This window comes from Ensifer soli, assembly GCF_041928815.1.
Lineage (GTDB): Bacteria > Pseudomonadota > Alphaproteobacteria > Rhizobiales > Rhizobiaceae > JBHFEI01.
On sequence record NZ_JBHFEI010000020.1, the window covers coordinates 1 to 22517 of the forward strand.

Annotated in this window: 21 protein-coding genes, 2 pseudogenes and 1 other annotated feature; of the genes and pseudogenes, 4 read left to right on the forward strand and 19 right to left on the reverse strand. The window is 62.4% G+C overall.

Annotated elements, in window-relative coordinates; genetic code table 11:
* Positions 1–152 precede the first annotated feature (152 nt).
* From ACEVQ6_RS20980 to ACEVQ6_RS20995, 4 genes and pseudogenes are all read right to left on the reverse strand, one after another.
* Positions 153–641: pseudogene (locus ACEVQ6_RS20980) on the reverse strand (IS3 family transposase); the annotation flags it as partial.
* A 103-nt stretch (positions 642–744) separates the two neighbouring features.
* Positions 745–1487 (reverse strand): annotated as a pseudogene (locus ACEVQ6_RS20985) (IS3 family transposase); the annotation flags it as partial.
* Positions 1087–1203 (reverse strand) — a sequence feature (AL1L pseudoknot). (Overlaps the previous pseudogene by 117 nt.)
* A 12-nt stretch (positions 1488–1499) precedes the next feature.
* Complete coding sequence (dhaL, locus tag ACEVQ6_RS20990; protein ID WP_374891002.1) at positions 1500–2171, reverse strand: dihydroxyacetone kinase subunit DhaL; 672 nt, start codon at positions 2169–2171, stop codon at positions 1500–1502.
* Entirely contained in the window at positions 2168–3175 is a 1008-nt protein-coding gene (locus tag ACEVQ6_RS20995; RefSeq protein ID WP_374891003.1) for a dihydroxyacetone kinase subunit DhaK, read from the reverse strand. Before ACEVQ6_RS20995 ends, dhaL begins: the two co-directional genes overlap by 4 nt.
* A 262-nt stretch (positions 3176–3437) precedes the next feature.
* Here ACEVQ6_RS20995 and ACEVQ6_RS21000 point away from each other — a divergent pair, with 262 nt between their 5' ends.
* Both ACEVQ6_RS21000 and ACEVQ6_RS21005 read left to right on the forward strand, forming a co-directional pair.
* On the forward strand, positions 3438–4574 hold the full coding sequence (locus ACEVQ6_RS21000) for a sugar ABC transporter substrate-binding protein (protein ID WP_374891004.1): 1137 nt from the start codon (positions 3438–3440) through the stop codon (positions 4572–4574).
* 81 nt (positions 4575–4655) lie between these two features.
* Positions 4656–5525, forward strand: coding sequence for an SMP-30/gluconolactonase/LRE family protein (locus ACEVQ6_RS21005; protein WP_374891005.1), 870 nt, complete (start codon positions 4656–4658; stop codon positions 5523–5525).
* 23 nt (positions 5526–5548) lie between these two features.
* Here ACEVQ6_RS21005 and ACEVQ6_RS21010 read toward each other — a convergent pair whose 3' ends face one another.
* Positions 5549–6505, reverse strand: coding sequence for a sugar kinase (locus ACEVQ6_RS21010; RefSeq protein WP_374891006.1), 957 nt, complete (start codon positions 6503–6505; stop codon positions 5549–5551).
* A gap of 14 nt (positions 6506–6519) precedes the next feature.
* Positions 6520–7332 carry an ABC transporter permease gene (locus ACEVQ6_RS21015; RefSeq protein WP_374891007.1) on the reverse strand — a complete coding sequence of 271 codons (813 nt, stop codon included), beginning with the start codon at positions 7330–7332 and terminating at the stop codon, positions 6520–6522.
* On the opposite strand from ACEVQ6_RS21015, the gene ACEVQ6_RS21020 reads away from it, so the two are divergent.
* Complete coding sequence (locus ACEVQ6_RS21020; protein ID WP_374891008.1) at positions 7331–7507, forward strand: hypothetical protein; 177 nt, start codon at positions 7331–7333, stop codon at positions 7505–7507. The two genes, ACEVQ6_RS21015 and ACEVQ6_RS21020, sit on opposite strands and share 2 nt — an antisense overlap.
* Positions 7508–7527: 20 nt before the next feature.
* Here the strand turns inward: ACEVQ6_RS21020 and ACEVQ6_RS21025 are convergent, their stop codons facing one another.
* The 8 genes from ACEVQ6_RS21025 to ACEVQ6_RS21060 form a co-directional block, all read right to left on the reverse strand.
* The gene (locus tag ACEVQ6_RS21025; protein WP_374891009.1) at positions 7528–8607 is read right to left on the reverse strand and encodes an ABC transporter permease; all 1080 of its coding nucleotides are present in this window, start codon (positions 8605–8607) and stop codon (positions 7528–7530) included.
* A gap of 6 nt (positions 8608–8613) precedes the next feature.
* A complete protein-coding gene (locus ACEVQ6_RS21030; RefSeq protein WP_374891010.1) occupies positions 8614–10188 on the reverse strand; it encodes a sugar ABC transporter ATP-binding protein in 1575 nt (524 codons plus the stop codon).
* A 9-nt stretch (positions 10189–10197) separates the two neighbouring features.
* On the reverse strand, positions 10198–10893 hold the full coding sequence (locus tag ACEVQ6_RS21035) for a gluconate 2-dehydrogenase subunit 3 family protein (RefSeq protein ID WP_374891011.1): 696 nt from the start codon (positions 10891–10893) through the stop codon (positions 10198–10200).
* 54 nt (positions 10894–10947) lie between these two features.
* On the reverse strand, positions 10948–12597 hold the full coding sequence (locus ACEVQ6_RS21040; protein WP_374891012.1) for a GMC family oxidoreductase: 1650 nt from the start codon (positions 12595–12597) through the stop codon (positions 10948–10950).
* Positions 12598–12697: 100 nt separating this feature from the next.
* Complete coding sequence (locus ACEVQ6_RS21045) at positions 12698–13258, reverse strand: type 1 glutamine amidotransferase domain-containing protein (protein WP_374891013.1); 561 nt, start codon at positions 13256–13258, stop codon at positions 12698–12700.
* A gap of 79 nt (positions 13259–13337) precedes the next feature.
* Entirely contained in the window at positions 13338–14057 is a 720-nt protein-coding gene (locus tag ACEVQ6_RS21050) for a cysteine hydrolase family protein (RefSeq protein ID WP_374891014.1), read from the reverse strand.
* A gap of 82 nt (positions 14058–14139) precedes the next feature.
* A complete protein-coding gene (locus ACEVQ6_RS21055; protein WP_374891015.1) occupies positions 14140–15312 on the reverse strand; it encodes a mandelate racemase/muconate lactonizing enzyme family protein in 1173 nt (390 codons plus the stop codon).
* 17 nt (positions 15313–15329) lie between these two features.
* The gene (locus ACEVQ6_RS21060) at positions 15330–16034 is read right to left on the reverse strand and encodes a GntR family transcriptional regulator (protein ID WP_374891016.1); all 705 of its coding nucleotides are present in this window, start codon (positions 16032–16034) and stop codon (positions 15330–15332) included.
* 345 nt (positions 16035–16379) lie between these two features.
* Here ACEVQ6_RS21060 and ACEVQ6_RS21065 point away from each other — a divergent pair, with 345 nt between their 5' ends.
* Entirely contained in the window at positions 16380–17075 is a 696-nt protein-coding gene (locus tag ACEVQ6_RS21065; RefSeq protein WP_374891017.1) for a GntR family transcriptional regulator, read from the forward strand.
* Positions 17076–17206: 131 nt separating this feature from the next.
* Here ACEVQ6_RS21065 and ACEVQ6_RS21070 read toward each other — a convergent pair whose 3' ends face one another.
* The 5 genes from ACEVQ6_RS21070 to ACEVQ6_RS21090 form a co-directional block, all read right to left on the reverse strand.
* Positions 17207–18295, reverse strand: coding sequence for an ABC transporter ATP-binding protein (locus tag ACEVQ6_RS21070; protein ID WP_374891018.1), 1089 nt, complete (start codon positions 18293–18295; stop codon positions 17207–17209).
* A 62-nt stretch (positions 18296–18357) separates the two neighbouring features.
* The gene (locus tag ACEVQ6_RS21075) at positions 18358–19380 is read right to left on the reverse strand and encodes an alcohol dehydrogenase catalytic domain-containing protein (RefSeq protein ID WP_374891019.1); all 1023 of its coding nucleotides are present in this window, start codon (positions 19378–19380) and stop codon (positions 18358–18360) included.
* Positions 19381–19404: 24 nt separating this feature from the next.
* On the reverse strand, positions 19405–19701 hold the full coding sequence (locus ACEVQ6_RS21080; protein WP_374891020.1) for a hypothetical protein: 297 nt from the start codon (positions 19699–19701) through the stop codon (positions 19405–19407).
* 88 nt (positions 19702–19789) lie between these two features.
* Entirely contained in the window at positions 19790–21247 is a 1458-nt protein-coding gene (locus ACEVQ6_RS21085) for an NAD-dependent succinate-semialdehyde dehydrogenase (protein WP_374891021.1), read from the reverse strand.
* 94 nt (positions 21248–21341) lie between these two features.
* Entirely contained in the window at positions 21342–22502 is a 1161-nt protein-coding gene (locus tag ACEVQ6_RS21090; RefSeq protein ID WP_374891022.1) for an iron-containing alcohol dehydrogenase, read from the reverse strand.
* Positions 22503–22517: the final 15 nt, after the last annotated feature.

Consider the following 22517-nt stretch of genomic DNA (forward strand, 5'->3'; position numbering starts at 1 on the left):
ATCATCGGCACAGGCGATGGTTGAAAAGCCGATCATGCACTAAGACTGAAACCGGACCACCCAATGGGGTCAGACCAGGCGCGCAGTCAAGTGCGGCGCCACTGAAGGACATTTGAACCGCACCGAGTTTACCGGAGACCGTTTGGTTTAAGTTATGCGGCCATGGCTGGCGCGTCCAGCACGGCATAGTATCGTTCTTCTGCCTCGGCTGGGGGTATGTTGCCGATGGGCTCCAGAAGGCGTCGATTGTTGAACCAGTCCACCCATTCGAGCGTGGCGAACTCCACGGCTTCGTAGTTGCGCCATGGTCCCCGGCGATGGATGACCTCGGCTTTGTAAAGGCCGTTGATCGTTTCGGCGAGCGCGTTGTCATAGGAATCGCCAACGCTACCAACGGAGGGCTCGATGCCTGCCTCTGCCAATCGCTCAGAATAGCGAATGGACACATATTGCGAGCCGCGGTCCGAGTGATGAACCAGCCCGCCACGTTTGACGGGCCGCCGATCATGAAGTGCCTGGTCGAGGGCATCGAGCACAAAGCCCGCGTGGGCAGTCCGGCTTGCCCGCCAACCGACGATCCGGCGGGCGAAGGCATCAATGACGAAGGCCACGTAAACGAAGCCCTGCCAGGTCGCAACATAGAGCATTTCCAGCCGAAGCGTGATCGCTTCGGCGTCGGAAAATACGGTAAAAACAAGAGCATAGAGCGTTGAAGGTGATCCCAAGATCACCAGAAATGCTCTAGGTGAAATCGGATAACCACAGCATGTTCGGCGCGGGAGCGTAGAACTGCCGGTTCACCCGATCGAGCGGATGTGGCGCGGTCTTGTCACTGACCGTCGTGCGGATCGGTTTGCCGCGAATTATGCCCTGTAGCCCCATTGCCTTCATAAGCCGAGCGACTGTGCAGCGGGCGATGTCGTAACCTTCGCGTTGCAACTGTCGCCAGACCTTGCGCACGCCATAGACCTGGAAGTTCTCGTTGAACACCCGGCGTATCTCGACCTTCATGGCAATGTCGCGTCGAGCGCGGGCCGACAGACGGTCCACATCCGTGCGCTTGGCGATGACCTCATAATAGGTGGACGGGGCAATCGGCAGCAGTCTGCAAATTGGCTCGACCCCGAGCACCGAGCGGTGTTCGTCGATGAAGGAAATCATCGCTTCAGTGGGCGGTCGAGCACCGCCATCGCAAAATACGCAGAGGCTTTGCGCAAAATCTCGTTGGCCTGACGAAGCTCGCGGTTCTCCCGCTCCAGAGCCTTCATCTTCTCGGCGACGTCACTCGGCAGGCCAGCTCGCTTGCCGCTGTCCACCTCAGCCCTCTTCACCCATTCATTGAGCGTATGCGCCGAGCAGCCGATCTTGGCGGCTATGGAAGACACGGCCGCCCACCGCGAAGGATGCTCTGCTTCATGATCGACAACCATTCGAACGGCGCGGGCGCGGACTTCAGGAGAAAACTTGTTCGTCGTCTTGCTTGTCATAGACCCTACTTCTCACGAGTTGGAGTCTCCGGCAAACTCGGCGCGGTTCATAGCTTCGCTTGCCGCTGCGATCAGCAAGGCAACCGACGCGGCACCGGGATCGACCGTGCCGATACTCTTTTCGCCGACATAGCTCGATTTGCCACGGCGGGCGCGCATGGATGCGGTGGCGGCCGCACCGGCGGCCGCTGCGTCGGCTGCAGACCTCCAGCAGGCCTGGATCGCCTCACCGGAAGCAAACGCTGCCCGAAACGCCCGCGCAGCCGGCTCGAGGGCATCATACATGGTCTTGTCGCCCGACCGTGCGCGGCCGCGATCGACAATGCCCTGGTATGCGGCTTCAAGTCCGGCCGCCATCGTCTCGCCATCAACGACATCGCTGGCCGGACCCACAGTCGCGGCAAACCTGAGGAAGATCGTTCCATAAAGCGCGCCACTCGATCCGCCGACGGTATCGACAATCGTGAGGCCGACCTGTTTGAAGTATTCGCCCGGTCGCCCCTGGTCGCCCTGTGCGTCGATAAGGCTGCGTATCGCCGCCACGCCGCGCCTGAGGTTGGCGCCGTGATCGGCGTCGCCGGAGGCGGCATCAAGCTCGCTCAACCGGTCGGTCTCCGCGTCCACCCGGTACGCAAAGATCGTCAGCCAGGCGGCGATGTCTGCCGTCGTCATAAAGCGTTTCATGGGCACATCCCCCAGCGCATTGCGGCAGTATGAACGGGTGCGTCCCACAATGACAGCAGTTCGTCATCCAGTTCGAGAAGTGTCAGCGACGCGCCCATCTGCTCCAGCGAGGTGACAAAATTTCCGACCAGGCAGCGCGCAGGCTTCAGACCCCTTGCCCGAAGTGCCCGGTCGATTTCACCATAAAGCAGGTAGAGTTCCGCATCGGGTGTGCCGCCGAGCCCCGACAGCAGCACGAGAAGCGGCGATGCCGGCGCCGGCGGCCGGTCTGACAGCACTTCGTCCAGCAGGATCGCGGCGATGTCGCAAGCGCTCGACAACGGCACGCGGTCGCGCCCCGGCGAACCGGATATGCCGATGCCGAGATCCATCTCGTTGTCGGCCATGCGATAGATCGGCTGGCCGCGCTCGGGCGGCGTGCAGGAGGTGAGCCCGACACCGAAGGTGCGCGAGCGCGCCGCCACCCGCCGCGCGATGCCGGCAACCGTGGCGAGATCGGCGCCGGCCTCGGCCGCAGCGCCGGCGATTTTTTCCACCAGCACCGTCGCACCCAGGCCGCGCCGGCCGGCGCTGTCGTCGTCATCCTTGATCGAGACGTCGTCGTTGATGAGCACGGTCTCGACCGTGATGTCGTCGAAGGCCATGATCTCCTGCGCCATGCCGAAATTCATCACCTCGCCGGTGAAATTCTTGACGATGTGGATGAGCCCGGCCCCGCAATCGACCGCGCGGGTCGCAGCAATGATCTGGCGCGGCACCGGCGAAGTGAAGATCGCACCCGGGCAGACCGCGTCGAGCATGCCGGGGCCAACGAAACCGGTGTGCAGCGGCTCGCATCCGGAGCCGCCGCCAGCAATCAGTGCCACCTTTGGGCGCTCGGGGCGCCGGGCCCGGACGAGAATCCGAGCCTCTCTATCGAATTTCACCAGATGCGGATGCGCTGCCGAAAGGCCCTCAAGATAATCGGTGACGACGGTTTTGGGATCATTCATAAATCGTTTCAAGACCTTGCATCCTCCAAGCCACAGACCACGCCCCTTGTTGCCCCGTTTTTAGCACCAGCGGAGTGGCACAACGCGCTTTACATATCTAATACATCAGATGTAAGATATCAATCAGCGTTCAGGATATCCTGTTGTCAGCCTCGGTCTGGCGACCGAAATGGCTTTCGGAAAACGCTTGAGGCCGGGGGCTGGAGCACCGGCCGCAATTCAGCAACCGGCCGACGGTTCGGAAACCGCACGGCCATCTGGGAGGAGTACGGCAATGCTAGATGAAAACATGAACAGGAGTGCATTGGCGCTGTCGCGCCGGGGCCTGCTGAAGGGCGCTCCGGCGGCGATCGCGGGCGCTGCGATGATAACGGCGGGGAATGTGTTGACGGCCGCGCCGGCCATGGCTGCGGATGGCGTGTTCGCGACGCCGGAGTATGACACGATCATTCGCAAGGCTGTCGAGGGCAAGGTGATCAAGGTCGGCTTCACGCCGCCGATCCTGTCGGAGTTCTTCGACATCATGGAACACGCCGCCTACCGCCAGGCGCAGAACTATTCAGAACGCTTCGGCGTCAAGTGGGAGTGGCAGCGGGCTTCGCCGTCAGGCGATTTCAATTCCGTCGAGGGACAGTACAACATCATCCAGAACTGGATCACCGCCGGTCTGGACGTGATCATGGTCTGCACCGCCGGCAACTACAAGGATACGCAAAAAATCTACGCCGATGCCCGCGCCAAGGGCATCACGATCATCCAGTTCAACATGCCGATCGAACTGTGGCCAATCGGCGAAGTGAGCGATACCTGCTCGGTCGGCTATGACAACATCATGCAATCGGGCTATGTCGCCGGCAAGTTCATCGCCGAAAAGCTGGGCGGCAAGGGCAAGGTGCTGCAAATCTGGGGCCCGTCCGGCTCCATCTGGTCGGAGGCCCGCCAGAAGGGTTTCGACCTGGTGCTCGCCGAGTATCCGGACCTGAAGTCCGTGGGCCTCGCCGACGGCGGCTATGTGCGCGACAAGGGCTTTGCCGCCGCCCAGAACCTGCTCACCGCCAATCCCGACGTCAATGCCATCTACGGCGAGAACGAGGAAATGGCGCTCGGCGCCTCGCAGGCCATCGACTCGCTCGGGATGAAGCACTGGGACGGGACTGACGGCATCATCACCATCGGTGCCGACGGATTGCAATCCGGCTTTCAGGCGATCCGGGAAGGCCGCCTTTCGGCGACCATCTCGGTTGGTGGCGTCGGACAGGGCATCAGGCTAGTGGAAACGGCCTTCGCCATCCGCGCGCTCGGCATGACGGTGCCGAAGGTCAACAATGTGCCGGTTGTCCTCGTCCAGAAGGACAATGTCGATGGCGTGGATGCCCTGCAGGCCTGGGCGCTCGGCGCCAAGGCACTCTGAGGGCTCTGAAACAGGCCGTGCGCGGCGGGCGAATGCCTGTCTCGCCCGGTTTTGCCTGTGCGAAATCCGGGGGAGGCGACGATGTACAAAATCGAGATAGCGGTCGATGTTCGCCATGAACTCGGCGAAAGCGTGGTGTGGGACGATCGCTCCGGGGACCTCGTCTGGGTCGATATCCACCGGGGCCGCCTCTGGCGCTACGCGAGCAGCGGCAGGCTCGTCGGACACAGCATGCCCAATCGTATCGGCGCGGTCGGCCTCCGCCAGGGCGCGGGCTATGTCGTCGGCCTTGCCAAGAGTTTCGGCGTCTTCGATCCCGTCACCGACCGCTATGAGACGGTTGCAGAGGTGGAGCCCGAACTCCCGCATACTCGCCTCAATGACGGGCGCTGCGACCGGGACGGCAATTTCCTCTGCGGCGGGATCAACGAAGGCGGCGTCGGCAAGCCAGACAGCGGCCTCTACCGGCTCTGCCGGGACGGCCGGGTCGAGACGGTGATGACGGGCATTCGCTGCGCCAACTCGACTTGCTTCAGCCCGGACGGCCGAACACTTTATTTCTCCGACATGCCGACGGGTGACATCGTGCGCTTCGACTATGACGGCGCCGGACCGCTCGCGGCGGCTCGTCCGTTCCACAGCCTGTCCGGGCGTCCGGGACTGCCCGATGGCTCCACCGTCGATGCCGAAGGCTGCCTCTGGAACACCCATTGGGGCGGCGGCAGGATCGTCCGTTACAGCCCGGCCGGAGAGACCCTGCTGGAAGTAGACCTGCCCGTCAGCAATCCCACCTGTCTCGCTTTCGGGGACGCCGATTACCGGACGCTCTATATCACCACGGCCTTCTTCCAGCTCACGCCCGAACAGCGCCGCTGCGAGCCACTCGCAGGCGCCGTGCTCAAGATGCGAACGGATGTCGAGGGCCTGCCCGAACCGCATTTTCGCGGCTGAGCGAAACGGTCATAAGCACAGTCTCAAGCGCCGATGGCCGATCCTGATGCCGGACGAGCAACCGGTGGGTCCGTGGGCGCAATCGCCCCGCGATGTCCGATGATCCGTGCGGCATAGGCATTCGCCGCCGCAGCCGCGCCGCGGACATCAGATTGCACGATCAGCCCATGCAGGAAGGCAGCGTTCCAGCCGTCGCCGGCACCTGTGGTGTCGACGATCCGGTCCACCCGGACGGCCGGCACCTGCTGCATCTTGCCCTCATGCAGCAGCAGGATTCCTCGCTCGCCGAGCTTAAGCGCGACCGAGGCGCCGCTGAGCGTTGCAAATCGCTTGATTGCGGCGATCTCGTCCATGTAGGAGGCATCGATCAGCGGCAGATCTGCCGGATAGCTCGGCATCAGCCATAGAACCCGGCCGCAGATTGCCTGAAATGCCGCCTTCGCCGCGGCAAGCCCACCTCGAGGCTTCCAGAGCATCGGCCGGTAGTTGGGGTCATAGACTGTTCTGCCCGGCGCGCCTTCGAGCCCGCAGGCTACGGCGACCAGACGCTCTGCGCTTGCCGAGATCGCCTGGGTGATCCCGGACACGATCACGAAGCGGGCAGTGCCCAGCAGATCGGCATCGAGGTCTTCAGGGCCGATGCCTGCAGCCGCGCTGCCGGCGCGCCGATAGGCAAAGCGGCGCTCGCCCTCATCGTCGGTCTCGATGAAATAGAGGCCATTGTCGCCGGCAACCATCGGCGCGCAGCCGAGGTCGATACCTTCCCTTTCGAGAAAGGCAACAAGGCTGGAGCCGAACAGATCATCGCCGATCCGGGACAAGAATGCCGCCGAAAGACCCAGACGCCGGGCGTGCACGAGGCTGTTGGCGATATCACCCGCATAACCCCGCCGGAACAGGCCGGCGCCATGGACCGGCTCCTCGGCATGGAATTCCACCATGCATTCGCCGATCCCGACAATATCGAATGCCGGGCCCATCCTTCGCTGCGGGTTCACGCTGTGCGTGCCCTGACGGCGAAGATGGCCGAGGCGCGCTCCATGATGATCACGACGAGGATGACCATGCCGATCACGAAGGTCTCGAAGACGGGCGGAATGCCGCTGAGATTGATGACGTTCTGGATCACCACCAGCACCAGAGCCCCGAGCGCCGCGCCCACGAGGCTGCCTTTGCCGCCTGTCAGTGCCGCGCCGCCGATGATGGCTGCCGCCAGCGCCTGCACCTCGATGCCGCTCGCCATGTTGGGCTGCACGGTGCCCAAGCGGCCGGCCATCAGAACGCCGGCGATACCCGCCAGCAGGCCTGAAATCGCATAGGTGCCGATCTTGATGCTCTTGACATCGACGCCGGACAGGCGGGCAATGTCAGGATTTTCTCCCGTAGCCTTGAGATGGCGGGCGACACGGGAATCCTTCATGATCAGAATGCCGACGATGAGAATCGCGGCCGTGATGAATTCCGGCACGGTGAGGCTGAATGGCAGGCGCGTCAGTCCGCCGAGCATCATGTAGGGTTTGCTGGAATAATTGATCAGCGGCACGCCCTGCGTCCAGACGAACAGTACGCCACGGATCAGCGCGAGCATCGCCAGCGTGGTGACGAAATCCGGAATGCGCATCACGGCGATGATCAGGCCGTTGAGGATCCCGAGTCCAAGCCCGACGCAGATGCCGGCAATCAGGGCCAGCCACAGCGGCAGGCCGACGGTGGCAATCAGCCAGGCGACCACGCCGGCCGACAGCGCGGCGATCGCGCCTACCGAGAGATCGATGCCGCCGCCGATCAGTACGATCGTCATGCCCATGGCAAGAAGGATCAGCAAAGCCGACTGGTTGAGGATGTTGGCCCAGTTCATCCAGGTCAGGAAGAACGGGGATACAAACGACATCGCGATCGAAACGACGATCAGGAAGATGACCATCCCGCTGCCCGGGCGGTTGACGATGGACGAAAGGCGGCGTGATTTTGCGGGCGCTTGAGAATGCATGTTTCTCTCCTCCTATTCGGTGCCGATCGCGGCCTGCTGGATACGGGGGGCTTGTGAACCGCCGTGCCCAGCCGGTCCGGAGTTCTCCCCGCTGCGGGTCTTGCCGTTTGCGCCATTGTCGGCCAGCGGCTGGAAGATGTTGCGCTCCTGAAAGCGGTCGGACCATTTGTGAAACGCGACCGCAAGCAGGATCGCGGTACCGACGATCACCTGATACCAGGTCGGATCGACGCCGACGATCTGCAGCCCGGCACTGATGGCCGCCAGCAGCAGCGCCGCGATGGCGGCACCCGCGACCGAACCCCGGCCGCCAGCGAGACTTGTGCCACCGAGCACGGCCGCCGCAATCGCCTGCAGCTCATAGCCGCGACCGAGCGCCGGCTGCACCGAGGCGAGCCGCGAGGCAAGCAGCACGCCCGAGACCGAAGCGAGCAGTCCTGACAGCACGAACACGATCAGCTTGACACGGTCGACGTCGATGCCGGCAAAGCGCGCCGCCTCCGGGCTCATGCCCGCCGCGCGGACCTGCCGCCCGAAGGTGGTGGCCTGCAGCAGAAAGGTCAGGACGATTACCAGCAGCACGCCGAAGACGATCGGAAACGGGATGCCGAACAGCGTTCCGTAGGCGAGCCAGGTGAACGCATCCGTTTCACCGCCACGCAGGGGTCGATAGTAGGCCATGATCTGCAGGAGGCCCGCCGCGGCACCCATCGTCGCCAACGTGACGATGAAGTCGGACAGCTTCAGCACGGTGATCAGAAGCCCGTTGATCAGCCCGCAAAGCGCGCCCACGGCGAGCCCCGCCAGGATCGCCACTGCCGTCGGCTGGCCGAAACTCAGCGCCAGCATGGTGACGCCCCCGCTCAGTCCCAGCACGGACCCGACCGAAAGATCGATCGCGCCCGCAGTCAGGACAAAGGTCATGCCGACGGCAATGATGAGAATGAAGATCGACTGGATGATGATCGACGAGAGGTTGCCGGCGCCCAGGAAGTTGGGATTGAGCCAGCCGAGCAGCGCAGTGACCGCCACCAAAGCGATGGTGATCGGGGCGCCTTCCAGGCGCAGCAGTCTTGCAAGTTGCTGATGCATGACGAATTACTCCTGTGAGGATGCTGCCAGCGACATGAAGCGCTCCTCGAGCGCGGTGGCCGTGCTGCGATCGTCCGATGCGGAAATGCCCGGCAACTCGCCGGCGATCCTGCCCTGACGCATGACGAGGATGCGGTCGCTGATGCCAAGCAGTTCCATCAGGTCGGATGACTTGACGATCGCTGCGCCACCGTTGCGGGCGAAATCGCGGATCAGTCTGTAGATCTCGACCTTGGCACCGACATCGACGCCCTCGGTCGGCTCGTTGAAGATGATGACCGATGGCGCGGTGGTCAGCGCGCGGGCGATGATTGCCTTCTGCTGGTTGCCCCCGGACAGTCGCACGATCTGCTGGTGGACGGAATTGGCGCGGATGCGCAGCGACCGGAAGAAGCTGTTGGCGACCTCGTCTTCCTTGCGGCGGCGGATGATGCCGCCGGCTGAGAAGCGGTCGAGCGACGAAATCGAAATGTTCTGCGCGATCGTGTAGATCGGCAAGATGCCGCGCAGCTTTCGCTCGTTCGGCACATAGGCGATCCCCGCCTTGAAGGCGTCACGCGTGCGGCGGATGCGCACCGGCTGTCCCATCAGCAGCGTCGTACCTGTTGTCTTGCGGGTCGCGCCGATGATCGCTTCGACCAAACGGTTACAGCCGGCGCCCTGTAGTCCGCCGAGGCCAAGGATTTCGCCGCGTTTGAGCGTCAGGCTCAGGCCGCTCAGGCCGGCGACGCTGCCGAGATTGTCTACTTCGAGCGCATTGCCTTCGGCGTTCCCCGTCCCGGCCGCCTTGCTCTCGGCCACGAGCTTCTCGATACTGTCGACATCGCGGCCGACCATCATGCGCACGATCCGTTCCGGCGAGGCCTCGTTGCCATTGACGGTATCGACCAGCGCGCCGTCGCGCAGGACCGTAACCGCGTCTGCCATGCCGACGAGTTCCTCGAGATGGTGCGTTACCCACAGAAGCGAGGTGCCGCGCGATCGCAGCCGCTGCATCTGCCGGAACAGGCTGCGGCGTTCGGATTCGCTCAATCCGCCGGTCGGTTCGTCGAGGATGATGAGTTCGGAATTAAAGGCCAGCGCCTTGATGATCTCGACGACCTGCCGCGACAAGGCGTCAAGCTCCTCGATCGGCCGCTGCAGAAGGCGCCGGTCGAACTCGAAGTCGTCGCACAGGCCGTTGACGCGCGCTAGCATGGCCTTGCGATCGACCATGCCCATGCAGCCGAGCCGGCCCGACGACAGGATTTCGCGCCCGAGAAAAATGTTCTCGATCGCCGTCAGCGACGAAATCAGGTTGCGCTCCTGGTGAACGGTGCTGATGCCGCTCTCCTGCGCCGCATGTGGCGAGGAAAGCGTCACCGGGCGACCGTTCACCTGGATCTGTCCGGCATCCGGAAGGTAGACGCCGGACAGCATCTTGATGACCGTCGACTTGCCCGCCCCGTTTTCCCCCACGAGCGCGTGGATGGTGCCGCGCCGGATGGCGAAGCTGACATCGCGCACCGCGATCGTTCCGGGGAAGCGTTTCAGCAGGTTTTCAACCTGCACGACGTGTACGGTTTGAGCGTTGTCGAGCATGGCCGCGTCTCACGCCTTGTTGGTCTTGAGGTAAGGCACGAATTCTTCCCAGGGCATGTCCAGCTTGTAGCGATCCCTGACGCTGTAGGAGCAATCCAGCGTGTCCTTGAGCGATTTCGGACCCGGGAAGCCGATGAAATCCCAACCGACGCGGTTCTTGTTGCCGCCATAGACCGGATCGCAGAACATGCCCTGGCGGGTATGCAGGCACAGTGCGTGGAAGAAATCGAGACCGTCGTCGCCGACGCCTTGCAGTGCCGAGCCAAGCGGCGCCGTCGTCGTCAGGCTCACCTTGCCCGGCTTCGGCTGGTCCGACAGAAGCTCCAGGATGCCATCCTGGCGAGCCTCGCTCAGGTCCTTGAAATCCTGCTTGAAGTTCTCTTGCGCCAGCCCGTCGAGCTCACGGATGCCGTCACGATACTTGGCCTGCATGTCGCCGATCCGCTCCCGCCAGGCGTCGGCCAGCCGGCCGCTCATTTGCAGGAATCCCGAGCCGTCGCCGCTGGCGTAGATATAGTCGATCCCCGAGAGATAGAGATCGATGAAATTGACGACGCCGGCCTCGCGGGCGCCGGGTTGATCATCGGTCGGGTAGATGCGGGCGGTGGCCGCCTCGATCGTGTCCCATTCATGCTGGGTGAAGAATTTCGGCGGTTCGCCGTGCACATTGCGGGCAATCACCGGCCAGTCTGTTTTCGCAACCATAATCTCGCTCCCTGATGTGAGGGGCTGCGCCGGACTATGCCCGGCGTGCCACTTTTACTGTCTGCCCTTTGCATGGCGTTCGGCGATATGCTCGCAGGCCCGCCACGCGACTGCCATGATCGTCAGCGTCGGGTTGACGCCGAGCGCGGTCGGGAAGCACGACCCGTCCACGACATAGAGGCCCGGCACGTCATGGGCTTCGCACCATTCGTTGAGCACCGATTTCGAGGGATCGCGACCCATGCGGGCCGTGCCGTGCTGGTGGCAGGTATTGCCGGTCGAGCGCTCCAGATAGACCGGAATGGTCTTGCTGGCGCCGGCGGCATCCAGGATTTCCATGTTCTTGTCGACCTGCCACTTGCCCATGTGAATGTCGTTGGGGTGCGGCTTGTGCGTGATGCGCGCGACCGGCATGCCCCAGGCGTCGCGCACCTCCGGATCGAGATCGACCATGTTGCTCTCGACCGGCATGTCGTGCAGGATCAGGCCGATTTTCATCGCATGGCGATAGAAATCGCGATCGGCATCCTTGGCGGCACTTCCCCAGAGCGGCCGGCCCGGGAAGTTCCAGTTGATCGGATGGCAGACCTGCGAGGCCGAGATGATGCAGCCGCCGATATGGCCGCGCTTCTCGTCGGTTTCGTAAAAGTCCATCGAGCCGCCGCTGATGTAATGGCCTGCAAAACCGTCGAGCGGCGCATCCACCTCGCGGTCGAACAGGCCGACGGCGAAGAGATATTCGTGGAATGTCGCATTCTTGCCGAGCTGGCCGGAGCTGTTGGCCAGGCCGTCCGGGAAACGCGGCGACTTGGACATCAGGAGGATGCGGGTCGATTCGATCGCACCAAGCCCGAGAATGACGATCCGGGCTTCCTGCTCGATCTCGTTGCCGTCCTCGTCGATATAGACCACGCCCTTGGCGGTGCCGTTGGCATGGGTGGTGACGCGCACGACGTAGCAGTCCGGGCGAAGCTCGTAGTTTCCGGTTGCCAGCGCTTCGGGAATGAAGGTCGTGGCCGCGTTGGAGCGCATGCCGGACGGGTCGCCGTACTGGTTCCAGAAACCGGTATAGTTGTTGGCGACGCGGCCCTTGTGATTGTTGGTCACCATCGCGTGCGGGATCGGAAAGCCGTTGATCCCCAGCTTGTTGCAGCCTTCGTAGAACTTCTTTCCGTAGCGGGTCGGATCAAGCGGCTTGGATGGATACTTGGTGCTGCGCGGTGGGATGTTGCGGTCGGCGCCATCGAGGCCCGAGACGCCGAATTCCCACTCGACCTTCGACAGATAGGGTTCGAGATCCTGATAGGTGAATGGCCAGTCGACCAGGCTCGTGCCGGCGACGTCGCCATGCAACGACTTGAGCTTGAAATCGGATTCGGTGGGGCGCGGCACCCAGCCAGCCCAGTGCACGGTGCCACCGCCAACGAGTTGCGGCAACGGCGAGAACGGGAAGATCTCGCTCGGGCTGTCGGCATCCTTACGCACCGTGCGGGGCTTCAGCTTCGGATCCGGCCACAGGAAATCGCGGTTGACGAATTTCAGCTCGTCGCCGGAATAGTCCTTTTCGGGCTTCAGCCAGGGGCCACGATCGAGGCCGACGACCTTGAGGCCCGCTTCCGCGAGCACCTTGGCTGCGGTTCCTCCCGACGCGCCGGCGCCGACGATCACCACGTCGACGGGATCTGGTTTCTTTGCATAGTTCATGGTTTTCCTCCCCAATTCCGCGGGCGCATCGGCCCTTCGGGCGCTAGGCTCTTGGATAGACAGATGGCCGGCGCGGCATCACCCGCGCCGGCCCGCACGTTCAGGCGATCTTGCGCGCGGGCTGCGCGACGGCGAGATAATCGACGATTGCCGCGGCGAATGCCGGCAGGTCGGGCGGCGTGCGCGCGGTGATGACGTTGCCGTCGATCACGGCCGCCTGGTCGCTGATCCAGGTGCCACCGGCATTTTCGACATCGTCCTTGATCGGCGTATAGCCGGTGATCTTGCGGCCCTTGCAGACACCGGCCGAGGCCAGGATCCAGCCGCCGTGGCAGATGGCCGAGACCAGCTTGCCGGCCTTGTCCATGTCACGGACGAAATCGATCATCGGGCGGCAAAGACGCATATGATCAGGCGCAAAGCCGCCCGGGACAACGACCGCGTCGAAATCGGCGATCCTGGCGTCCTTGATCGAAAGCGTCGCCTCCATCTCGTAGCCGAGCTTGGACGCGAAGGTGGTCTTGTGGCCGGGTCCAACGACGGTCACGGTCGCGCCCGCCTCGGTCAGGCGGTAGAAGGGATACCAGGCTTCCATTTCCTGGTAGTCATCCTCTATCAATAGCGCCACGCGCTTGCTGTTCAGGTTCATGTCGGCCTCCATTGAGGGTTGGGTGGGAATGTCGCGGATGGCGGACCATCCGCGATCGTGTTCAAGCTCGAAAAGGAGCGCGCGCGCCTCCCTAGATCATTTCGAAATATTCGCGGCTGGTGCGCACGTCGCCGTAGTTCATCTGGATGTTGCGCAGCGCTTCCCAATGCTGGCCGTAGCCGAGCGGGACGTTTTCCAGCATGTTCGGAACGGCCGTCGTCGTATCGGCCAGCGCGATTATCTTGTAGTTCTTGTTGCAGCCGTCGAGTGAGGTGGCGTGCATGCAGTTGGCCGAGGTGACGCCGCAGATGACCAGCGTGTCGCGGCCGTCTTCGCGCATCCATTCGTCGAGTGGCGTGTTGTAGAACGACGAGAAGCGGTGCTTCTGGAAGACGATCTCGTCCGCGCGCGGCTTGATGCGGTCATCGAGTTCGGCATCGCGATTGCCCCAGCTGCCCGGCGACTGCGGTGTGCCGCACTGGAAGGGCGGCCATTTGGCGCCGGCGCTGCCGGTGTCACGATGATCGCCGCGCAGGCCCCAGAGCGAATAGACCACCGGGATGCCGGCCTTGCGGGAGGCTTCGATGACATCGATGCAGGGCTGCACGGTGTCCGTGCCAGCCGGAGCGCCGCCAACGGAGGGCACATGGCCCGCACCCGTCGGATCGACGATCAGCTTCTGGATGTCGAGCGCCAGAACCATTGTCTTTTTCGGGTCGAGGGAATTTTCGACCAGCATGTTCTTCTGGCCGAAGAAGTGACGCGGAACCACCTTTTCGAGGTTCTCATAGGTATAGTCGAGCGATGACATGGGTTTCCTCCTTTTGCTCGTTTGACGTACCCGCACCTGATGGGGCGGAATGCATGGCGCCCGTGGGCGGCCAGTTCGCGGCTCAGGCCGGGACCAGGTATTTCCTCATGACGTCCTCATCGACGGTGACGCCGAGGCCGGGGCCTTGCGGAACATCGAGAAAGCCGTCCTTCAGGGTGAAATTCTCGATCAGCAGATCGTCGCGCAGGGGATTGTGCTTGCGGTCAAACTCAACGATCGGCTCGTTCTGCAATGCCACCGGATTGGCGGTGTGCGGCATCGGCGGAATGGTGGCGAGCGCCTGCAGTGCTGCGGCCAGCGCGATCCCCGAACCCCAGACATGCGGCACGGTCATCACCCCGAAGGACGACGCCAGGGCCTGGATCTTCAGCCATTCGGAAAAGCCGCCGCAGACACAGAGATCGGGCTGGGCGATGTCGACGCATTGCTCCAGAAACAGGTCCCGGAATCCGTAGCGCGTGAATTCGGCCTCGCCGCCGGCCACCGGCACGGTGATCGCGTCGCGTACCCGCCGGTATCCCGCCTTGTCCTCCGGTACCACCGGCTCCTCGATCCAGTGGACGCCGAAATTTTCGAGTTCGCGGCCGATGCGGATCGCGGTCACGGCGTTGTAGGCGTGGTTGCAGTCGACCAGCAGCCGGATCCCTGGGCCGATCGCCCGGCGAACGGCGGCAACACGTTCGATGTCGAGATCGACAGACAGCAGGCCGATCTTCATCTTCAGGATGTCGAAACCGCTGCTGACATACGAGGCCGCCTCGGTTTCCAGGTCGGCGATGATCTGCGCCCGGTCCCAGGGCTTGTCGGGATAGTAGCAACCGGTGGCATAGGCATGCACGGAACTGCGAAAGGCACCCCCCATCAGCGCATGCACGGGCTGGCCGAGAGACTTTCCCCAGAGATCCCAGAGCGCGATATCGATAGCGCTGATCGCCTCTATGTAGGTCCCCTTCTGGCCGAAATCCCGCGAATAGCTGTAGAGCCGCTCCGATGTCACGACGGGCGCTGCGGATTCGAGGTCCATCAGGATCGGCGCCAGCACATCGTTGACGCAGGACGATACCGGCTCCGGCGGGCCGTACTGGCCTCCCTCGCCCCAGCCCACCAGGCCATTGTCGGCGGTGATCTTGACGAGCAGGCTGTTGCGTTCCGGGAACTTCGCCTGCGAGGAATAGAATGTCTTGCCGCCGAGGGGCACGCGCAAGACGAATGTCTCGACCGACACGATCCGCATGATGTCTTCTCCCTGTCTTATGCGCGGACCGTTTGGTCGGTCCTGTTCTGGTTCTTGTTGGCATCGCCGAGGAACTTGCAGATCCTGTCGAGCGAATTGCTGAGGTGACTGAACATCTCCATTGCCGCGCGCTCCCCATCGCGTTCGCACAGGGCTTCGCAAATCCGGATGTGTTCCGGCAAAGTCGTGTCATAGGCCTGCGGCAGGTTGCGGATGACGCTCAGGCGCGACCACCGCACCAGATCGTTCAACCCGCTCATGATCTTGCGCAGGCGCTGGTTGCCGCAATATTCGAGCGCCAGTTCATGGACGACCAGATCGATCTCCATGAGCATCGCATCGCGCGCCGCACCTTCCTTTTCGCCAGCCAGGCGGTAGTTCGCCAGCGCATCCAGAGCCACGCGCTCGGGGACGGTCTCGCACGCCCGCCTGATCGCCGTGCACTCGATGGCGATCCGGATTTCGTAGATCTCGCGCAATGCCGCCTCATCCAGTTCGGCGACATTGACGCCTCGGCGCGGCGAGACATGGACAAATCCCGCCGCCTCCAGTGCCTTGATCGCGTCGCGCACCGGTGTGGGGCTCAGCGACCACTTGTTGGCATAGTGCGTCACGTCGATGCGCTGGTTCGGCACCAGCCTGTTCGTGATGATCTCCTCTCGCAGGGCGCGTTCGACCTGCTCCGCAAGGGAGTAGCGATTGAAGATCGCGCCGCTTTCCACGGTTCATTCCCTGATTTCTGTGCAGCGTGGAGTGGCGTTAATCGTGCCCTCGTTGCTTTCTGAAGTGTAATGTATCAGATATTTTGTTTCAGACAAGAGCCTCCTTGAGGTTTGAGGACATTATTTCGATGGAACTCGACACGCAGCCGCAGCGGGTATATTTCGCTTCGATACAGCCTCAGGCAGCCGCCAGCCTCCGACCTGGCGCTCGGACATGAAACTGGGCGAAAATCCCAGAGGCCATTGACGACGGAAAGATATGAAATATATCAGAAGCAATGACGGGCGCTTGCGAGTGGAAAAGCGTCCTCCCAAGCCTTTCAGCCGCTACAGGGGCCGCAGACTTTGAAGACGTCCGTACTCAATCACACCTCTCTCGCCGACCAGGTCCGCGACGCCCTGAAAGACGAGATCATCTCCGGCCGACTGAAGCCGAACGACCGCATCGACCTGAATGAATACGCGCAGAAGTGGTCGATCAGCCCGACGCCTCTGCGCGACGCGCTGAAGCATATGGAAACGACGGGGCTCGTGACCATTCATCCGCGCCGCGGGGTGTTTGTCGCCGATATCGACGAAGCGGGCCTTGCCGAGACATTCGAATTGCGGGTGGCGTTCGAGGGGATGGCAATCCGCCTTGCGGCGCGCAACGTCCCTGACGAGATTGCACGCGCGGTCCTGGAGAAATACCGATCGGCCGGCGCTGCCGGCGGAGTCGAGCGGATCGCGCGCTTGCGCGAGGTGGACGATGCCATTCACGACATCGCGTTCGAATATTGCAACAACAAGCGTCTCCGGAAGATGATGGAGAGCGTGCGCGACCTGATCTTCTGGAGCAAGCAGACGATCATCCGCAATGTGCCCGAACCCTATGATGCCACGCTGCCTGAGCATCTGGCGATCTGCGAAGCGCTGGTCCGGCGCGACGGCGATGCGGCCGAGCGCGCCATGCGCGCGCATCTGGAAAACTCGCTCGCCCGGATCATGGAATGGCTGAAAGCGCATCCACCGGAGACTGCGCCGACTTCGGCGACCGTGTGAGGCCCTCGCAAGTCCTGAAGGCGGATCGGGCCCGATGCGACCGCATTGCGAAACTGTGTTCGACATGGCATGCCCCATTTTCCACCCGGCACTATGCGGTTGCGGCCATCGACGCTTTCAGGCGCAGAATGTCAGTTGTCGGCGACCCGCCTGCCTGTCGATTGATCGAAAACATGTGCGACCGAAGGCTCGATGATGAGCGGCAGGGGATCGCCCGGCCGGTAGTTGCCTCTGCCGCGATGCGAAACGGTGATCGTGCCGGCGGCGTGTTCCGCAACGATGACGGTTTCCGAACCCGTCGGCTCGACGACCTCTATCAGCGGCGAAAAATGAAACTCCTGGTCATTTCTGGCAATTTCGATGTGCTCCGGCCGGATGCCGTACACGACCTGTTGCACCGCCTGCGCACCGGCAGCTCCGGGCGGCAGCGGCAGCGTGAAGCCGCCCTCGGAGCGGAAAACCGCAGTGCCCGACTGCCGTTCGATCGATCCCTTGAGAAAATTCATCGACGGTGAGCCGATGAAACCGGCGACGAACAGGTTGGCCGGGTTGTCATAGAGTTCCAGCGGCGTGCCGACCTGCTCGATCCTGCCGCCGTTCATCACCACGATGCGATCGGCCATCGTCATCGCCTCGACCTGATCGTGGGTGACATAGATGCTGGTCGTCTTCAGTCGCCGGTGCAGCGCCTTGATCTCGGCGCGCATCTGCACGCGAAGCTTCGCATCGAGATTGGAAAGCGGCTCGTCGAACAGAAACACCTTGGGGTCGCGGACGATGGCGCGGCCCATCGCCACGCGCTGGCGCTGGCCACCGGACAATTGCTTCGGGTAGCGATCCAGCAGCTGCCCGAGATCGAGCATGTTGGCGGCCGTCCGGATCCGGGCATCGGCTTCCTGCTTCGGCGCCTTGGCAAGCCTCAAAGAAAAACCCATGTTCTCGGCAACGGTCATATGCGGATAGAGCGCGTAGGTCTGGAACACCATGGCGATGTCGCGATCCTTCGGCGAGACGCCGATCACGCTTTTTCCATCGATGCGGATGTCGCTATCGCTGGCCTGTTCCAGCCCTGCGAGCATGCGCAGCAGCGTCGACTTCCCGCAGCCCGACGGCCCAACGAGAATGACGAACTCGCCGTCGGCCACATCGAGCGAAACACCCTTGAGCACTTCATGGACGCCGAACGCCTTGCGCGCGCTCTCGAAACTGACGGTTGCCATCTCTGTTCTCCTCACTGCAACATGCTGCCGGACTGATCCCGGCTGGGCGGGTCCGACGTCGATCACATGACGAAGACGGCTTTTTCGGTCTTGCGCTCGTCGAACAGGCGGAAGGCGGTCTCGGCCTCGTCGAGCGAGAACGTATGCGTCGCAAGCTTTTCGAGATCGATCTTGCCTATTTCGACGATGCGCAGGATGTCCTCATATTCCGCCACGCCGAAATACCAGGACCCCATCAGCGTCACCTGCTTGCGGATCAGCTGGTCGCTCGGCCTGATCGTCGTCTCGCGGCTCTCGCCGACGAAAGCCACCTTGGCAAAGGGGGCGGCGACATCGAGCGTCATGTTCTGCGCGACGCCATTGCCGGAGCAGTCGAGGCCGGCCGTGATGCCCTTGCCGCCGGAGAAATCCATGATTTCTTCACGCGCGGTCGGCGACGTCGGGTCAATGGCCAGGTCGGCGCCGAGACCGAGCGCGAATTCCCGCCGTTCGGCAATCGGATCAAGCGCGACGACCTTGCCGCCCAGCGCCTTGGCCGCCAGCACCCCGGCCGAGCCCATCGGCCCGAGACCCCAGATGCCGACCGTGCTCAGGCCATTGACGCCGAGCTTGCGGGCGGCGCTGCAGAGCGTGCCGAACGCATCCGTTGAGATCGCGCCGGCGACATAGGACATGTCGTCGGGCAACCGCAGCAGGTTGCGCTCGGGCACCGCGATATATTCGGCATTGCCGCCATCGGCCGTGAAGCCGAGGCAGGTCCATTCGTGGCAGAGATGGAAATGACCGGCGCGGCAATAGGAGCAGACGCCGCAGCCGACCGCGAGATGGATCGCGACCCGGTCGTCCTTCTTGAACTGACGGACGGCGGAGCCGACCTCGACTATGATGCCGGCGGGCTCGTGTCCCGTGATGCAGCGGCCCGCCGCCTCGCCGCCAACAACGGCATTGCCATAATACAGGCTGAGATCGCTGCGGCAGATGCAGGACGCCTTGACCTGAACCAGCACCTCATCCTCACGCGGCTTCGGCACTTCGACGGCGCGGATTTCGACGCGCTTGTTGCCGGGAAGAAAGACAGCTTTCATGGAGTCACTCCGGGTTCTCGTTGATTACTTGACGGCGCCGGCCGTGAGGCCGCGGGTGAAGGAGCGCTGCAGGATGAGGAAGAGCACGACGATCGGCGCGAAGGCGATGATGCCGGCCGCAGTGGAGCTCGGCGAAACGCAAGTTTCGATCAGATTCGAACGCAAATCGACAGCTGTGTCTCTCCCATCCACGGCATCGCCATCTGGGGGCAGAAATGCGCGCCTTTCTAAACTTTCTGAAGGGCAGTCCGATAGATCCAAGACGTTTGTTTTCTGCTTGGCATAGGGGTGCTGTGTTGTTCTTTTCGACGCAGCCTTCAATCGCCACCTCTTCGCGCGCACATCGCCACCCCCACGGATCTACGCTCTTCCAAAGCGGTGGACAGCAAGGATCGGATGCTGGTGCGGACTAAATCCCTATGCAGAGATACTTGATTTCAAGATAGTCCTCGATACCGTACTTGGAGCCTTCGCGGCCGTTCCCGCTCTCCTTCATTCCGCCGAAGGGCGCCACTTCGGTCGAAATCAACCCCTCATTGATTCCGACCATGCCGTACTCGAGTGCTTCAGCGACCCGCCAGACCCGAGAGATGTCACGCCCGTAGAAGTAGGCCGCCAAGCCGAATCTTGAATCGTTCGCCAGCCGGATCGCCTCTTCCTCGGTCTCGAATTTGAAAACAGGAGCGACGGGTCCGAATATCTCCTCGCTGAAGATGTTGGCTTGCGGCGAGACATCCACGATCACCGTCGGTTCATAGAAAGTGCCGCCAAGCGCGTGCCTGCGGCCACCCGTGAGCGTCCTTGCTCCACGAACGACTGCATCGGAGACCAGCGCGTCCACCTTGTTGACGGCCTTTTGATCGATCAGCGGCCCGATCTGAACGCCGGCCGAGAATCCGTCGCCGACTGAAAACTGTGATACGGCCTGCGCCAGTCTTTCGACGAAGGCATCATAGATCCCGGACTGAACAAGGAGCCGGTTGGCGCAAACGCATGTCTGGCCAGCATTGCGATACTTCGATAGCAACGCCCCCTTCACGGCCGCTTCGATATCGGCGTCGTCGAATACGATGAATGGCGCGTTTCCTCCCAGTTCCATGGACGTTCGCTTCACCGTCGACGCACATTGAGCGATCAAGCCCTTGCCAACGGCGGTCGAGCCGGTGAAGCTGAGCTTCCTGACGATAGGGTTTGTGGTAAGTTCCAGCCCGATTTCCTTCGGCGATCCGGTCACGCACGACAACACACCTCCTGGAACACCTGCACGCTCGGCCAGAACACACAGGGCAAGAGCGGACAATGGTGTCTCACTTGCCGGCTTGATCACCATCGTGCAGCCTGCGGCGAGCGCCGGTCCTGCCTTGCGCGTAATCATGGCGGCGGGGAAGTTCCACGGCGTGATCGCGGCGCACACCCCGATCGCCTGTTTCAACACGACAATCCTTTTGTCCGGCGTTGGCGCGGGGACCGTGTCGCCATACACCCGCTTGGCCTCCTCGCCAAACCATTCGACGTACGAAGCGGCATAGGCGATCTCACCTCTCGCCTCGGCAAGCGGCTTACCCTGTTCAGCGGTCATGATGATGGCAAGATCTTCTTGATGGGCCATCAGCAGCTCAAACCAACGACGAAGGATTGCCGCACGCTCCTTGCCAGACAACGCCTTCCAGGCCGGCAACGCTTTTTCGGCAGCCTCAAGCGCACGCACGGTCTCGGCTTTCCCGACATTCGGAACCGAACCGATCACCGAACCATCCGCGGGGTTGTACACTTCGATAACGCTGTGATCTTCAGCGCTCCGCCATTCACCGCCGATATAGCATTCCGAACGCAGAAGCGTCTCATCCTTCAATGCTGGCACCGCCATTCGATTTTCCTCGTTGTCGCGATTCGATTTCTTGTTTTCTGGCGCTGAACGCGGGGTTCCCCCCTCGTTCCGTCGTGAGCCGTGTCGAATGATTTCACCAGGCCGCCTGATAGATCGACAGCGCGTCGATCTCGGTCACGTCGCGCGGATTGTTCACGAGCAACCGGGTCTGCTTCATCGCGTCTCGCGCCAGCCCCCCAAGGTCTTCTTCCCGGATTCCAACGTCGCGCAGCTTCGTTGGCAGTCCCACATCGACCGCAAGCTCAGCGAGACGGTCGATGAAAGCTGCGCAACGCTCACTGTCGTCTTTGATTGCAGCAAGATCCGGAAAAGGATCGGCGGCGATTTGGGCATAGCTGCCTGCGGCTACAGTCGCATTGAATCGAAGGACATGGGGCAGAACCAGTGCGTTCGATAGACCATGCGGAATATGGAAGGTTCCCCCAATGGGATAGGCGAGAGCGTGAACAGCGGCGACGGGTGAGTTGGCGAAGGCCTGTCCCGCGAGCATCGAGCCGAGCAACATCGCTCCTCTTGCCGACCGATCGCTACCTTCGTCAACCGCGTGTCGAAGGTTTGCTCCCAGAAGCCGCAGCGCATAGCGGGCCAGCATTTTCGAGATCGGATTGTTGTTGGCGTTCTTCGACGCGAAGGCCTCGATCGCGTGAACCATCGCGTCGATCCCGGTCGCCGCTGTGATGAAGGGAGGCAAGCCCAAGGTCAGATCAGCATCGAGGATTGCCATGTCGGGTAGCAGGATTGGGGACGATACGCCGCGTTTCTCGTCTCCACTCACCGTAATGATCGTGACAGGTGTGACTTCCGATCCGGTCCCTGCGGTGGTCGGCACGAGCACCAGGGGAAGCCGTGGACCCCTCGCATTTCCGACGCCCCAGGCATCGTTCAGGTCCTCGTTCGAACCGCATAGAAGTGCAACCAATTTTGCCACGTCGAGAGAAGAGCCGCCGCCCATGCCGATCACGCCTGTCGCTCCTCTTTGACGAGCGAATTCCACCGCGGACATGACAATGGACAGTGACGGATCGGGCTCCACTGCGTCGAAGACCGCAACCTCGACACCTGTGGCCTTCAACGACTCCAATGCAGGCTCGCAAAGACCGAGTTTGCGAATGCCCCGATCTGTTACCAAAAGAACAATCCGGCCCAGCCGAGCGCCGGCGAGAGTGCCAAGCATCGCCGACGCGCCGGGTTTGAAAACGATCTGATGAGTCGTATTGAAGACAAAAGGATCCATTCCGATCTCCTCCAT

What these genes read in the sequence shown, in the direction of transcription:
- ACEVQ6_RS21005 (WP_374891005.1), top strand. Translation starts at nt 4,656, where the DNA reads ATGTACAAAATCGAGATAGCGGTCGATGTTCGCCATGAACTCGGCGAA.
- ACEVQ6_RS21010 (WP_374891006.1), bottom strand. Translation starts at nt 6,505, where the DNA reads ATGGGCCCGGCATTCGATATTGTCGGGATCGGCGAATGCATGGTGGAA.
- ACEVQ6_RS21075 (WP_374891019.1), bottom strand. Translation starts at nt 19,380, where the DNA reads ATGAAAGCTGTCTTTCTTCCCGGCAACAAGCGCGTCGAAATCCGCGCC.
- dhaL (WP_374891002.1), bottom strand. Translation starts at nt 2,171, where the DNA reads ATGAAACGCTTTATGACGACGGCAGACATCGCCGCCTGGCTGACGATC.
- ACEVQ6_RS21000 (WP_374891004.1), top strand. Translation starts at nt 3,438, where the DNA reads ATGCTAGATGAAAACATGAACAGGAGTGCATTGGCGCTGTCGCGCCGG.
- ACEVQ6_RS21085 (WP_374891021.1), bottom strand. Translation starts at nt 21,247, where the DNA reads ATGGCGGTGCCAGCATTGAAGGATGAGACGCTTCTGCGTTCGGAATGC.
- ACEVQ6_RS21020 (WP_374891008.1), top strand. Translation starts at nt 7,331, where the DNA reads ATGGCAAGAAGGATCAGCAAAGCCGACTGGTTGAGGATGTTGGCCCAG.
- ACEVQ6_RS21030 (WP_374891010.1), bottom strand. Translation starts at nt 10,188, where the DNA reads ATGCTCGACAACGCTCAAACCGTACACGTCGTGCAGGTTGAAAACCTG.
- ACEVQ6_RS21040 (WP_374891012.1), bottom strand. Translation starts at nt 12,597, where the DNA reads ATGAACTATGCAAAGAAACCAGATCCCGTCGACGTGGTGATCGTCGGC.
- ACEVQ6_RS21045 (WP_374891013.1), bottom strand. Translation starts at nt 13,258, where the DNA reads ATGGAGGCCGACATGAACCTGAACAGCAAGCGCGTGGCGCTATTGATA.
- ACEVQ6_RS21050 (WP_374891014.1), bottom strand. Translation starts at nt 14,057, where the DNA reads ATGTCATCGCTCGACTATACCTATGAGAACCTCGAAAAGGTGGTTCCG.
- ACEVQ6_RS21070 (WP_374891018.1), bottom strand. Translation starts at nt 18,295, where the DNA reads ATGGCAACCGTCAGTTTCGAGAGCGCGCGCAAGGCGTTCGGCGTCCAT.
- ACEVQ6_RS21055 (WP_374891015.1), bottom strand. Translation starts at nt 15,312, where the DNA reads ATGCGGATCGTGTCGGTCGAGACATTCGTCTTGCGCGTGCCCCTCGGC.
- ACEVQ6_RS21035 (WP_374891011.1), bottom strand. Translation starts at nt 10,893, where the DNA reads ATGGTTGCGAAAACAGACTGGCCGGTGATTGCCCGCAATGTGCACGGC.
- ACEVQ6_RS21090 (WP_374891022.1), bottom strand. Translation starts at nt 22,502, where the DNA reads ATGGATCCTTTTGTCTTCAATACGACTCATCAGATCGTTTTCAAACCC.
- ACEVQ6_RS21025 (WP_374891009.1), bottom strand. Translation starts at nt 8,607, where the DNA reads ATGCATCAGCAACTTGCAAGACTGCTGCGCCTGGAAGGCGCCCCGATC.
- ACEVQ6_RS21015 (WP_374891007.1), bottom strand. Translation starts at nt 7,332, where the DNA reads ATGGGCATGACGATCGTACTGATCGGCGGCGGCATCGATCTCTCGGTA.